The sequence below is a fragment of the Actinacidiphila sp. bgisy160 genome (genome assembly GCF_057707815.1).
Window position 1 is genome coordinate 36,166 of record NZ_JBYIQW010000009.1, and the last position, 11,992, is coordinate 48,157.

Annotated in this window: 14 protein-coding genes; 9 read left to right on the top strand and 5 right to left on the bottom strand. The window is 71.7% G+C overall.

Features of this window, described 5'->3' with window-relative positions:
- Positions 1–28: 28 nt before the first annotated feature.
- Positions 29–256 (bottom strand): hypothetical protein, encoded by a 228-nt coding sequence (locus tag AC3EUJ_RS10665; protein WP_431960837.1) that lies wholly within the window; start codon positions 254–256, stop codon positions 29–31.
- 1,068 nt (positions 257–1,324) lie between these two features.
- Here AC3EUJ_RS10665 and AC3EUJ_RS10670 point away from each other — a divergent pair.
- The gene (locus tag AC3EUJ_RS10670) at positions 1,325–1,627 is read left to right on the top strand and encodes a hypothetical protein (protein ID WP_431960838.1); all 303 of its coding nucleotides are present in this window, start codon (positions 1,325–1,327) and stop codon (positions 1,625–1,627) included.
- 32 nt (positions 1,628–1,659) lie between these two features.
- On the opposite strand, the gene AC3EUJ_RS10675 is transcribed toward AC3EUJ_RS10670, so the two are convergent.
- Complete coding sequence (locus AC3EUJ_RS10675) at positions 1,660–2,238, bottom strand: hypothetical protein (protein WP_431960839.1); 579 nt, start codon at positions 2,236–2,238, stop codon at positions 1,660–1,662.
- 106 nt (positions 2,239–2,344) lie between these two features.
- Here AC3EUJ_RS10675 and hemL point away from each other — a divergent pair, with 106 nt between their 5' ends.
- From hemL to ccsB, 8 genes are all read left to right on the top strand, one after another.
- Positions 2,345–3,658: a glutamate-1-semialdehyde 2,1-aminomutase gene (gene hemL, locus AC3EUJ_RS10680; protein ID WP_431960840.1), complete on the top strand. Its 1,314-nt coding sequence runs from the start codon at positions 2,345–2,347 to the stop codon at positions 3,656–3,658.
- Complete coding sequence (locus AC3EUJ_RS10685) at positions 3,655–4,329, top strand: histidine phosphatase family protein (RefSeq protein ID WP_431960841.1); 675 nt, start codon at positions 3,655–3,657, stop codon at positions 4,327–4,329. Before hemL ends, AC3EUJ_RS10685 begins: the two co-directional genes overlap by 4 nt.
- 266 nt (positions 4,330–4,595) lie before the next feature.
- Complete coding sequence (locus AC3EUJ_RS10690) at positions 4,596–5,906, top strand: polysaccharide deacetylase family protein (protein ID WP_431960843.1); 1,311 nt, start codon at positions 4,596–4,598, stop codon at positions 5,904–5,906.
- Between the two features lie 90 nt (positions 5,907–5,996).
- Positions 5,997–6,569, top strand: a complete 573-nt coding sequence (locus AC3EUJ_RS10695; protein WP_431960844.1) for a type 1 glutamine amidotransferase domain-containing protein — start codon at positions 5,997–5,999, stop codon at positions 6,567–6,569.
- Between the two features lie 87 nt (positions 6,570–6,656).
- Positions 6,657–7,274: a TlpA family protein disulfide reductase gene (locus AC3EUJ_RS10700; protein WP_431960846.1), complete on the top strand. Its 618-nt coding sequence runs from the start codon at positions 6,657–6,659 to the stop codon at positions 7,272–7,274.
- A 1-nt stretch (position 7,275) separates the two neighbouring features.
- Positions 7,276–8,040 (top strand): cytochrome c biogenesis CcdA family protein, encoded by a 765-nt coding sequence (locus AC3EUJ_RS10705; RefSeq protein WP_431960847.1) that lies wholly within the window; start codon positions 7,276–7,278, stop codon positions 8,038–8,040.
- A gap of 3 nt (positions 8,041–8,043) precedes the next feature.
- Positions 8,044–9,831 carry a cytochrome c biogenesis protein ResB gene (gene resB, locus AC3EUJ_RS10710; protein WP_431960848.1) on the top strand — a complete coding sequence of 596 codons (1,788 nt, stop codon included), beginning with the start codon at positions 8,044–8,046 and terminating at the stop codon, positions 9,829–9,831.
- Entirely contained in the window at positions 9,828–10,907 is a 1,080-nt protein-coding gene (gene ccsB, locus AC3EUJ_RS10715; RefSeq protein WP_431960849.1) for a c-type cytochrome biogenesis protein CcsB, read from the top strand. Before resB ends, ccsB begins: the two co-directional genes overlap by 4 nt.
- Here ccsB and AC3EUJ_RS10720 read toward each other — a convergent pair.
- From AC3EUJ_RS10720 to AC3EUJ_RS10730, 3 genes are read right to left on the bottom strand one after another with little or no spacing between them, the layout of a single operon-like run.
- Positions 10,892–11,104, bottom strand: coding sequence for a hypothetical protein (locus AC3EUJ_RS10720; RefSeq protein WP_431960850.1), 213 nt, complete (start codon positions 11,102–11,104; stop codon positions 10,892–10,894). The two genes, ccsB and AC3EUJ_RS10720, sit on opposite strands and share 16 nt — an antisense overlap.
- A complete protein-coding gene (locus AC3EUJ_RS10725) occupies positions 11,101–11,547 on the bottom strand; it encodes a nucleoside deaminase (protein ID WP_431960851.1) in 447 nt (148 codons plus the stop codon). The genes AC3EUJ_RS10720 and AC3EUJ_RS10725 overlap by 4 nt, the downstream gene beginning before the upstream one ends.
- A gap of 21 nt (positions 11,548–11,568) precedes the next feature.
- Positions 11,569–11,979: a PLD nuclease N-terminal domain-containing protein gene (locus AC3EUJ_RS10730; RefSeq protein ID WP_431960970.1), complete on the bottom strand. Its 411-nt coding sequence runs from the start codon at positions 11,977–11,979 to the stop codon at positions 11,569–11,571.
- Between the last annotated feature and the right edge of the window lie 13 nt (positions 11,980–11,992).

The following is an 11,992-nucleotide window of genomic DNA, read 5'->3' on the forward strand; positions in this document are numbered from 1 at the left end:
AGCGTTCGAGCGGCTATCCTCCGCCGCCTCAGGCGGTTTGACGCAGATACAGCGCGCCGCAACTGTGGCAGAAGGGCTGTGCCTGCGGCGTCCCCCACACGTCCTCCGGCTGTACGGCCGCGGCGGGGGAGAGCCCCCGACCGCACAGCCCCGTCGCGGCGCCGTCCTGGACCATGTGCCACGCCCGCACCGCGCCGTCGCCGGCCGGTCCGCCATCCTCGGTGTCGTACTCCGCGCGCATCTCGTACACGGGCATCGTGGTGCCTCCGGGTGGGTCACGCCCTTTGTGGTGCAGTAGCCCAGTATGTCCGCGTGCCGGCGCCCGCGGCGATCGCAGCGCCGCGGGCGCCGGACGTACCGCAGACGGCGGGTCCGGGGCTCGGCCGGTCGTACGATCGGCCCTGGCGGGAGCCCGTGCGCGAGCCGGCGCCGCGGCGTCCCGGCGGCCACCGCCCGTCGCCGGCCTCCCTGTGGGCCCCGACGGGCCCGCCCGGGGCCCCGTCGTGCCCCGGGCGCCGATTGACAGGCCAGGACCGGCGTCCTTGAGTGAGGGACGCCGGGCAGGAGCCTGAGGGCAAGCGTCATGCCGGGCCGCAGCCGGCCGCCCGCACCGCAGCCACCGCTGCCCCGAGTGCCGCCCGGGCGGCTGTGCGGGGTACTGCTCGGCGCGAGCGACGCCCTCGCCCGGCTGAGCGAACTGCACTTCGCCGCGCGGGCCGTCACGTCCCGTGCGCCGGGCCACCCGGGCCGCCGGACCCGGCGGCCCGGGTGGCCCGGTCAACGGCCGCGGGCGACCGGTGAGTTCGTGGTGGGGTGGCCGCCGCAGCAGGATCCGCCGCCGGCGGAGCGGGCAGCCGCTGGTCTCCGCCGGCCGCACCTCGTGGGACTCGCTCATGCTCGTCTTCGTCCGCGCGAACGGCGCTGGGGAGGGCGGTGAACCGCCCCGCCTGCCAGGTTGTGCCCGATCCGTCCGGATCAACCCCGGTTGCGCGATGCTCCCGTGTGACCGGCGCACGACGGAACGTCACCGGTTTGGTCACCCTTCGTGACCGGAGGAGTTCCCACCGCATGAATCGGGTCCGAAATTAGGGTATTTCACCCTATGTATTGACTGCGGGGAGTAATGGAACCTAAGGTTCATGTCAGAGGGCGACTCCTATGAGCCGCATCCCGTCCGACACTTCACGTCTGTGATGGTGCGTCCGCACCCGAGGTCCAGGCGCACCCCCTGTCGCACCAGTGCCACCCCCATCGGCCGGTGCGATCCGCGCACGGTCGCGCACGCGACCGGCGCCCACGTTCCGCACCTCGAAGGGGAACGACAATGCGCGTCACGAGCATCACCATCCGCCGGGTCGCCGCAGCGGCACTCGCGGCACCCATCCTCGCCCTCGTCGGAGCCGGCGCGGCCGGGGCGGCTCCGCAACAGGCCGCCCCCGCCTCGCACCAGTCCGTCGTCACCCATGGGGACGGCTGTGGGGGCTACGGCGACTGGGGTTACGGATGGCGTTACAACGATCGCTTCCACGACGACTGTGGCTACGGCTACGGCTACGGCCATGGCTACGGAGGTTACGGCGGATACGGCTACGGCTATGACAACGGCGTCGTCGTGGTGGTCCTGTAACCGTCAGTGAACCCGCATCCGCCCGGCGCCCGTCAAGGCCACACCAGGCAGTACAGCTGGTGCCCGCTCTCGTGACAGCGCTGGGCGAAGTCCTGCCACTCGTGCAGCATCTTGTAGATCACGAAAGCGTCCCGCGGACCGCGGCGGTCGGGGACGGTGGACCAGATGAAGGCGGCGGCGCCGAGGGCCTCCTCGTCGGCCTTGCGCAACGGCTCGACGACGGAGTGGGGCAGCTTGACGACGGCGTAGTCGGGATGGAGCACGACGAGTTCCAGCGGCGGGACCTTCGCCGGGGGTATGCCCTCGATCCCGGTCAGCACCATGGCGGCCATCGTCTCCGGCTTGACCTTGGTGTACATGCCCTGGCCCAGCTCGTCACCGCCGAGTTCCTCGGGTCGCATCGAGATCGGGACCCGCGCGGCGGTGGCACCATCGGGTGCGCCGAAGTACTTGTAGGTCACCCCCACTCGGCCACCCCTGCTCCCGCTTTTCTCAACGGCCCTGTCGCGCTCTTTCGGCGGCCGGCGGCGCCGACCGGTGGGGCGGGCGTGCTCCGCGTCGGGGTCGTCCGCCCCGCCGCCCACGTCACCGCGTTCGCCACCGCGCTGCATTCCACTACCCGACCATCCGCAGACCCAACCGCGCAACCCGATCATCGTCTCAGATGCACGGTCGATACCTTGTCGCGCAACGCCCGGCATTTGAGAACATGTGCTTGTGAGCTATCCGTACGCCTACGAAGCGCCAGTTTCTCAGACCTTGTTCGATCGAGCGGCCGCCGTGACCCCTGGTGGGGTGAACAGCCCGGTGCGCGCCTTTCGTGCCGTGGGCGGTACGCCCCGGTTCATGGTGTCCGGAACGGGTCCCTACCTGAAGGACGCGGATGGTCGCGAATACGTCGACCTCGTCTGCTCCTGGGGGCCGATGATCCTCGGCCACACGCGTCCCGAGGTGATCGCCGCCGTGCAGGCGGCGGTTGCGCGGGGTACGTCCTTCGGCACGCCCGGTGAGGGCGAGGTGGAACTGGCCGAGGAGATCGTGGCGCGCGTCGCGCCGGTCGAGCTGGTGCGGCTGGTCTCCTCCGGCACCGAGGCCACGATGTCGGCGATCCGGCTGGCGCGCGGGTTCACGGGCCGGGCCAAGGTGATCAAGTTCGCGGGGTGTTACCACGGTCATGTGGACGCGCTGCTGGCCGCCGCGGGTTCCGGGGTTGCCACTTTCGGGCTGCCGGACACCCCTGGGGTGACGGGCGCGCAGGCCGGAGACACGATCGTGCTCCCGTACAACGATCTCGAGGCCGTACGGACCGCGTTCGCCGCCCACCGCGGCGAGATCGCCTGTGTGATCACCGAGGCGTCGCCCGGCAACATGGGCGTCGTGCCGCCGGCCGAGGGCTTCAACCAGGGCCTGGCGGACCTCTGCCGGGAGAACGGCGCGCTGTACATCTCCGACGAGGTGATGACCGGCTTCCGCGTCTCGAAGGCCGGCTGGTACGGCATCGACGGCGTCCGCCCCGACCTGATGACCTTCGGCAAGGTGATGGGCGGCGGCTTCCCCGCCGCGGCGTTCGGCGGCCGTGCCGACGTGATGGCGCACCTCGCGCCCGCCGGCCCGGTCTACCAGGCGGGCACGCTCTCCGGTAACCCCGTGGCCACCGCCGCGGGCCTCGCCCAGCTGCGGCTGCTGGACGACGCGGTGTACGAGACCGTCGACTCCGTCGCCGCGGAGGTGTCGGGCCTGGTCTCCGCCGCTCTCGCCAAGGAGGGCGTGGCGCACAGCCTGCAGACCGCGGGCAACATGTTCTCGGTGTTCTTCACCGAGGACCGGGTGACGAACTACGACGAGGCCAGGAAGCAGGAGGCGTTCCGCTTCACCGCCTTCTTCCACGCGATGCTCGCCCAGGGCGTGTACCTGCCGCCCTCCGCCTTTGAGTCGTGGTTCGTGTCGTCGGCGCACGACGCCGCCGCCGTCGAGCGTGTCGCCGCCGCCCTGCCGGCCGCCGCCCGCGCCGCCGCGGAGGCCACGGCATGAGCGAGATCACGGTCGTCCACCTGATGCGGCACGGCGAGGTGGAGAACCCCACCGGCGTGCTCTACGGGCGCCTGCCCGGCTACCACCTGTCCGACCTCGGCCGGAAGATGGCCGACCGGGTCGCCGAGCACCTCGCGGGCCGTGACATCACCCACGTCGTCGCCTCGCCGCTGGAGCGCGCCCAGGAGACGGCGGCGCCGATCGGCGCCGTCCTCGGCCTGGACGTCGCGAGCGACGAGCGGCTGATCGAGGCGGACAACGTCTTCCAGGGCAAGACCTTCGGGGTCGGCGACGGCGCGCTCAAGCGCCCCGCCAACTGGAAGCACCTGGTCAACCCGTTCCGGCCGAGCTGGGGCGAGCCGTACGCGGACCAGGTCGTCCGTATGACGGCCGCGCTGGAGGCGGCCCGCGACGCGGCCCGCGGCCGCGAGGCGGTGTGCGTCAGCCACCAACTGCCGATCTGGATCGTGCGCAGCGCCGTCGAGCAGCGACGCCTGTGGCACGACCCGCGCAAGCGGCAGTGCACCCTGGCGAGCCTGACCTCCTTCACGTTCGAGGACGACAGGATCGTCTCCGTCGGCTACACCGAGCCCGCCCGTGACCTCGTCCCGGCCCATCTGCTGGCCGGGGCCAAGCCGGTCAAGGGCGGCAGCAAGGGCTTCGGCGCGTAGGTCCTGTCGTCGGCGGAGCCCCCGCCGCGGAGCCGGCCGGGGGAGCCGCACGCTGACGACAGGACCCGGCGACCGTCCCTCACGAGGGCGCCGGCCACGGAGGCCGGTGCGCTCCGTCACGCCTTGTGACGGCTGCCGCCGCCCGGCCCGATCCGGTGCCCGTCCGGTGAAATCCAGCTCCCCGCGACGGAACCCGCCGCGCCCGCACGGCATCTAGGGCGGTGACGCGGTGAGGCCGGGGCGACGCACGGGGATTGGGGCGCGGAATGCGGGACATCAGCCGACGAGGGGTACTGGGCCTGGCGGCCGGAGCGGCCGCCGCCGGCCTGGTGGGCTGTGCCGGTGAGGATCCCGGTGGCCGGCACGTGAACGGGGGGTCCCCGGCTTCGCCGACACCGTCCACGGGCCGGCAGGGGAAGCCCACCCCCTCCCCCTCCCCGTCGGTGCGGGCGATCGGCGACGGCTCCACGGCCGACACCGGGCCGCAGCCCCACCAGCCCGCCGTGGAGCGCCTGGAACCCGGCCAGACGCCGCCGCAGTTCGTGATCTTCTCCTGGGACGGGGCGGGCGAGCTGGACAACGGCCTCTTCGCGCGGTTCCGGAAGGTCGCGGGTGAGCACGGGGCGAAGATGACGTTCTTCCTCTCCGGCATCTACCTGCTCCCCGAGTCGAAGAGAAGGCTCTACAAGCCGCCGCGCAATCCCGTCGGCGCCTCCGACATCGGCTACCTCACCGACGCCCACGTCCGCGCCACCCTGGAGCAGCTGCGGCTGGCCTGGCTGGAGGGCCATGAGATCGGCACGCACTTCAACGGCCACTTCTGCGCGGGATCCGGCTCGGTGGGCCGCTGGAGCCCGGCCGACTGGCGCAGCGAGATAGACCAGGCCGTCGGCTTCGTGGAGAACTGGCGCACCCACACAGGCTTCACCGACCTGCCCCCGCTGCCCTTCGACTACCGCAAGGAACTGGTCGGCGGCCGTACGCCCTGCCTGCTGGGCCAGCGCTCGCTGCTGCCCACCGCCGCCCGCCTGGGCTGGCGCTACGACGCCAGCTCACCCGGCGGTCTGCAGGTGTGGCCGGGCAGGAGCCACGGGCTGTGGAACCTGCCGCTGCAGGCGCTGCCGTTCCCCGGCCGCTCCTTCGAGGTGCTGTCGATGGACTACAACATGCTGGCCAACCAGTCGGTGAACTCCACGCGCGGCAACCCCGCCCATTACCCGGCCTGGCAGCGGCAGGCGCGCGACGCCTACCTGGGGGGCTTCCGCCGGGCGTACGAGACCAACCGCGCGCCGCTGTTCATCGGCAACCACTTCGAACAGTGGAACGGCGGGATCTACATGGACGCCGTCGAGGACGCGCTCCGGCGGATAGCCGACCACCGGGACGTGCGTCTGGTGTCGTTCCGCCAGTTCGTGGACTGGCTGGACGGGCAGGACCCCGCGGTGCTGGCGAAGCTGCGCACCCTCGGGCCGGGGCAGCGTCCCGCGGGCGGCTGGCGCCGCTTCCTCGCGCAGGAACGTTCCTCCAAGTCCACCTCATCCCCTTCCTCCCCTTCATTCCTTCCCTCCCCTTCCTGAGCGATCCGTCCGTTTCATTCGGAAAGCGGCGGGCAGGCGAGGCGGTGAACGGGAACGTCCCCGAGGACCGAGCCGAGGAGGGCGGAGGTCATGCGCGCGTCCCTGCACGGGAGGAAGATCGCCTTCCTGGTGGCGCCGGAGGGCGCCGAGCAGAGCGAACTCACCGGCCCCTGGGAGGCGGTGCGCGAGGCGGGCGGGACGCCCCGGCTGGTCTCCACCCGCCGCGGCCGCGTCCAGGCCTTCGAGCACCTCGACCGGGCGGGTACGTTCCCGGTGGACGACACGCTCGGCGAGGTGGTCGCCGCGGACTTCGACGCGCTGGTGCTCCCCGGCGGCGTCGTGAGCCCCGACCTGCTGCGGCTGGACCCGGACGCCGTGAGCTTCACCAGGGACTTCTTCACCGAGGGCCGGCCGGTCGCGGCGATCTGCCATGCGCCGTGGCTGCTCGTGGAGGCAGGCGTCGTGCACGGGCGTACCCTCACCTCCTGGCCCAGCGTGTGCACCGACGTCACCAACGCCGGCGGCACCTGGATCGACCAGGAGGTCGTGGTCGACTGCGACGGCCCCAACGTCCTGGTCACCAGCCGCAGGCCCGGTGACCTCAAGGCCTTCCAGGACGCACTGGTGGACGAGTTCGCGCACCAGACCGGGAGCCGCGATTAACCGTCGCTTACTTGGGGCATTTGCCGCTTTCGGCAAAGCTGTCGGGGGTGCGCGAGATCGCCCCGGGCCACATGCGAAACTTTTCACATGAGTCCTACGCGCGCCCTCCGACGCCGTCCGCTCCGCGGTGCCGCGGCACTCGCCGGGGCAGCCGCGTTCGCGCTGGCCGTCACGGCCTGCTCGACCTCCACAGCGTCCTCCAACGGCACCGGCTCCGGAACGAACTATGTCGGCGGCACCGGTGAGATCTCCACGGTCGAGCGGGGCCACCGGGTGGCCGCGCCGGAGCTGAGCGGGAAGTCCGTCGAGGGTGCTCCGCTCAGCCTCGCCGACCACAAGGGCAAGGTCGTCGTCCTCAACATCTGGGGCTCGTGGTGCCCGCCCTGCCGGGCCGAGGCGCCGCACCTGGCCAAGGTGGCGAAGGAGACCGAGTCCCAGGGCGTCCAGTTCCTCGGCATCAACACCCGGGATCTGCAGACCGCGCAGGCCAAGGCCTTCGAGAAGGAATTCGCCATTCCCTTCCCGAGCTTCTACGACCCGTCCGGCGACCTGGTGCTGCGCTTCCCCAAGGGCAGCGTCAACCCGCAGGCCATCCCCTCCACGCTGATCATCGACCGCCAGGGGAAGATCGCGGTGCGGGCGCTGAAGGAGCTCAGCGCGGACGAACTGCACGAGGTCCTCGACCCGGTGATCGCGGAGAAGTGACGTGAGCGCACTCGCCGCGACCGGCGACGTCAACCAGACCGTGTTCAGCGGCGCCCTGCTCGCCGCCGTGCCGATCGCGCTCCTCGGCGGTCTGGTCTCGTTCTTCTCGCCGTGCGTGCTGCCGCTCGTCCCCGGCTACCTGTCGTACGTGACCGGTGTCACCGGCACCGACCTGGCCGAGGCCCGGCGCGGCCGGATGCTCGCGGGCGCATCGCTGTTCGTCCTGGGCTTCACCGCCGTCTTCGTCTCCGGCGGCGCGCTGTTCGGCAACTTCGGCTGGACACTGCAGGAGCACAAGACGGTCATCACCAAGGTGCTCGGCGCGCTCACCATCGTCATGGGCCTGGCGTTCATGGGCCTGGTGGGCGGGATCACCCAGCGCGAGTTCCGCTTCCACCGCAGGCCCGCGATGGGGCTGGTGGGGGCGCCGCTGCTCGGGCTGCTCTTCGGCATCGGCTGGACCCCTTGCATCGGCCCGACCCTGGCCGCCGTCAACACGCTCGCCTTCAACGAGGCCAGCGCGGGCCGCGGCGCGCTGCTCACCGTCTTCTACTGTCTCGGCCTCGGCCTGCCGTTCATCGTGGCCGCCATCGCCTTCCGCCGCGCGCTCGGCGCCTTCGGCTGGGTCAAGCGCCACTATGTGTGGGTGATGCGGATCGGCGGTGGCATGCTCGTCGCCGTCGGCCTGCTGCTCGTCACCGGCGTTTGGGACCACATCGTCTACCAGATGCAGATCTGGTCGTCCGGCTTCACTCCAGGGATCTGATCCATGAGCTCCAAAGACACCGCGGGGGCACCCCCCGGCGCGGCGGCGGACGCCGGTGCGGCCGATCTCGGAGCGGCCGGCGCACAGCTGTCGACCGCGCCCGTCGAGGACCTCGGCCAGGCCGTGCCCGGCTCCTTCGGCGGCGTCCGCAAGCCGGGCCCGGCCGGCGCACTCGCCTGGACCGGCCGCGAGGTCGGGGGCTGGGCGCGCTGGACGTGGCGTCAGCTCACCTCGATGCGGGTGGCGCTGATCCTGCTCTTCCTGCTGTCGCTGGCCGCCGTCCCCGGTTCGCTGGTGCCGCAGACCGCCGTCGACGAGCTCAAGGCGCAGGACTTCAAGGCCGCCCACACCACGCTGACGCCGCTCTACGAGAAACTCGGGCTGTTCAACGTCTACAGCTCGGTGTGGTTCTCGGCGATCTACATCCTGCTGTTCGTCTCGCTCGCCGGCTGCATCGTGCCGCGCAGCTGGCAGTTCGTCGGCCAGCTCCGCGCCAAGCCCCCGGCCGCCCCGCGCAATCTCACCCGGCTCCCGGCCCACGCGACCTGGCGCACCGAGGCCGAGCCGGACGCGGTGCTCGCCGCCGCGCAGCGCGCGCTGCGCGGCCGCCGCTTCCGCACCCGGATCACCGGCACGGCGGTCGCCTCGGAGAAGGGCTTCCTGCGCGAGGCCGGCAACCTGGCCTTCCACATCGCCCTGTTCGGCCTGCTGATCTCCTTCGCGGTGGGCGGGCTGTTCAAGGCGGAGGGCGGCAAGCTGATCGTCGAGGGCGACGGCTTCAACAACACGCTCACCCAGTACGACGACTTCAAGCCGGGCACCTTCTACAACGCGGACGACCTGGACACCTTCGGCTTCAAGCTGGACGGCTTCACCGCCTCGTACGCGCGCAGCGGCCCGCAGAAGGGCACCCCGCGCACCTTCCGCGCCAACATCCACTACTGGACGAGCCCGGGCGGCAGGCAGACGAAGTCCACGATCGAGGTCAACAAGCCGCTGGAGGTGGACAGCTCCAAGGTCTACCTGATCGGCCACGGCTACGCGCCCGTCGTCACCGTCAAGGACGGCCAGGGCAACGTCGTCTTCCAGGGCCCGGTCCCGTTCCTGCCGCGGGACGGCAACCAGACCTCGGCCGGCGTGATCAAGGCGATGGACGTCCGCGACCACGCCGGCAAGAAGACGCAGTACGGCTTCCAGGGTCTGTTCACCCCGACCTTCGCGCTGGACGCGCAGCAGGGCCCGCACTCGACCTTCCCGGCGCTGGACTACCCGGTGCTGGTCCTGACCGCCTACCACGGCGACCTGGGCGTGGACGCGGGTCTGCCGCAGAACGTGTACCAGCTCGACACCAAGAAGATGAAGCAGTACAAGGGCGCCGACGGCGAGATCCTCAGCGACATGCTGCGGCCGGGCGACACCCTTGCGCTGCCCGGCGGCGACGGCTCGCTCACCTTCGACGGCATCAAGACCTGGGCCACCTTCCAGGTCTCCCACCAGGTCGGCAACGGCTGGGCGCTGGTCAGTGCCGTGGCCGCGATCGCCGGCCTGGCGGCCTCGCTGTTCATCCAGCGCCGCCGGATCTGGGTGCGCGCGGTACGCGGCGACGACGGAGCCACCGTCGTCGAGCTGGCCGGACTCGGCCGCAGCGAGTCGGCGCGGATCGCCGACGAGCTCGGCGCGCTCGCCGCCGACCTCACGGTCGAGGCCCCGCCGCTGCCCGAGGCGGACCCGCAAGCCGCCCCCCAAGCCTCAGAAGAACCCCTGCCCCATGACGAAGGAGCGCGCGCGTGACCATCGCTGCCGCGGTCAACGAGAACGTCGCCCACACCAGCAACTACCTGATCTACTCGGCGATGGCGGTCTACACGCTCGCCTTCCTCGCGTACATCGCGGAGTGGGTCTTCGGCAGCCGCAGCAAGGTCGCCAGGACCTCCGCCGCGCTCGCCCCCGGCGCCGCCGCCGCGCCCCCGGTCACCGTGACCGTGAAGCAGGGCGGCGGCACCGCCACCCTGGCCCGCCCCAAGGTCGTCACCCGGGCCTCCGCCAGTGACCGCGGCATCGCCGACGGCCCCGGCGCGGCGGGCGACACCGAGCAGGGCGACCTGTACGGCCGTATCGCGGTGTCCCTGACCGTGCTGGCGTGGGCGCTGCACGTGGCTGCCGTGGCGGCGCGTGCCTTCTCGGTGCAGCGCGCCCCCTGGGGCAACATGTACGAGTTCTCCACCACCTTCGGCGCCACGGCGGTCACCGCCTACCTGGTGCTGCTCCTGCTGGGCAAGAAGGTCCGCTGGATCGGGCTCTTCCTGACCACCACGGTGCTGCTCGACCTCGGCCTGGCGGTCTCGGTCCTCTACACCGACAGCGACCAGCTGGTCCCGGCCCTGCACTCGTACTGGCTGTGGATCCACGTCTCGTGCGCCATCATCTCCGGCGCGGTGCTCTACCTCGGCGCGGTGGCGAACGTGCTCTACCTCTTCCGCGACCGCTACGAGACCGGCCTCGCGGCCCCGGGCGGCAACGAGGGCACCTGGGCGAACATCATGTACCGCCTGCCGTCCGCGGCGAGCCTGGACAAGTTCGCGTACCGCGTGAACGCCATGGTCTTCCCGCTGTGGACGTTCACGATCATCGCCGGCGCGATCTGGGCCGAGGCCGCCTGGGGCCGCTACTGGGGCTGGGACCCCAAGGAGACCTGGTCCTTCATCACCTGGGTGGTCTACGCGGCCTACCTGCACGCCCGCGCCACCGCCGGCTGGAAGGGCCGCAAGGCCGCCTACCTGGCGCTGCTCGCCTTCGCCTGCTTCCTGTTCAACTACTACGGCGTGAACATCTTCATCACCGGCAAGCACTCCTACGCGGGTCTCTGACCCCGGGTCCGGGGGGCCGGCAGCCGGAAGAAGCCGCGCGCGGCCTCCCGGATCGCCGCGCGCAGTCCCGGGTCGGCACCGTGCCCGGTGACCTTCAGGCCGGCCGAGCACAGCGCCTCGTCGACGGCGGCGGCGACGCGGGCGCGGCCGACGGCGTCCGCGGTGAGCCGGGGCCCGGCGCCGATGGCGGGGATCACGCGCCGATGTCCTCGTTCCACAGGTCGGGACGGGCCGCGACGAAGTCCGTCATCAGGGCGACGCACTCCGGGTCGTCCAGCAGGACGATCTCCACGCCGTGCTCGGCCAGCCAGTCGTGGCCGCCGTGGAAGGTACGGGCCTCACCGATGACGACCCGGGAGATCCCGAACTGCCGGACCAGGCCGCTGCAGTACCAGCACGGCGACAGCGTGGTCACCATCGTCGTGCCGCGGTAGGTGCGCTGCCGCCCGGCCGCGCGGAAGGCCGCCGTCTCGCCGTGCATGGACGGATCGCCGTCCTGCACACGCCGGTTGCGGCCGCGGCCCAGCACCGTGTGCCCGTCCGGGCCGTACAGGGCCGCCCCGATGGGGATCCCGCCCTCCGCGAGGCCCGCCCGGGCCTCCGCGACGGCCGTCGCCAGCATCGCCCGCGCGTCGTCCATGACGCCCAGTGTCCCGCAGGATCAGCCGCGCGGCTGGTTGTCCTGGCTGTCGCCGGAGCCGTTCTCGCGCTGCCGCAGCTCCTCCTCGCGGCGCCGCAGATCGGCCTCCCAGCTCTTCAGCAGCTGCTCGTCCTTCTTGTTCTCCTCGCGGAGCGAGTGCAGGAACTCCGGGTTGTCGTCCGGGGCGACCCACTGCGTGCGGTGGTTGCGGTGCCACTCCGAGGGCGTGCTCCCGCCCGCCGGGGCCGTGCGGTGCTTGCCGGCCACCAGCCAGGCGATCGGGCCGATCAGCACCTCGCCGAAGAGCAGGATGACGATCACCCACACGACCTTGGGGAGGCCGCGGACCTGCTCCTCGGGCGTGTTGAGGCAGTCGATGAAGGCGTAGATCCACAACGCCAGCACCAGCAGGAACGGGATGTACCGGATCATCGCGGGCATGCCC

Coding starts and splice junctions, on each gene's coding strand:
- resB (WP_431960848.1), top strand. CDS start 8,044: ATGAGCTCCAAAGACACCGCGGGGGCACCCCCCGGCGCGGCGGCGGAC.
- AC3EUJ_RS10665 (WP_431960837.1), bottom strand. CDS start 256: ATGCCCGTGTACGAGATGCGCGCGGAGTACGACACCGAGGATGGCGGA.
- AC3EUJ_RS10695 (WP_431960844.1), top strand. CDS start 5,997: ATGCGCGCGTCCCTGCACGGGAGGAAGATCGCCTTCCTGGTGGCGCCG.
- AC3EUJ_RS10700 (WP_431960846.1), top strand. CDS start 6,657: ATGAGTCCTACGCGCGCCCTCCGACGCCGTCCGCTCCGCGGTGCCGCG.
- AC3EUJ_RS10670 (WP_431960838.1), top strand. CDS start 1,325: ATGCGCGTCACGAGCATCACCATCCGCCGGGTCGCCGCAGCGGCACTC.
- AC3EUJ_RS10690 (WP_431960843.1), top strand. CDS start 4,596: ATGCGGGACATCAGCCGACGAGGGGTACTGGGCCTGGCGGCCGGAGCG.
- AC3EUJ_RS10685 (WP_431960841.1), top strand. CDS start 3,655: ATGAGCGAGATCACGGTCGTCCACCTGATGCGGCACGGCGAGGTGGAG.
- AC3EUJ_RS10675 (WP_431960839.1), bottom strand. CDS start 2,238: ATGCAGCGCGGTGGCGAACGCGGTGACGTGGGCGGCGGGGCGGACGAC.
- AC3EUJ_RS10730 (WP_431960970.1), bottom strand. CDS start 11,979: ATGATCCGGTACATCCCGTTCCTGCTGGTGCTGGCGTTGTGGATCTAC.
- AC3EUJ_RS10725 (WP_431960851.1), bottom strand. CDS start 11,547: ATGGACGACGCGCGGGCGATGCTGGCGACGGCCGTCGCGGAGGCCCGG.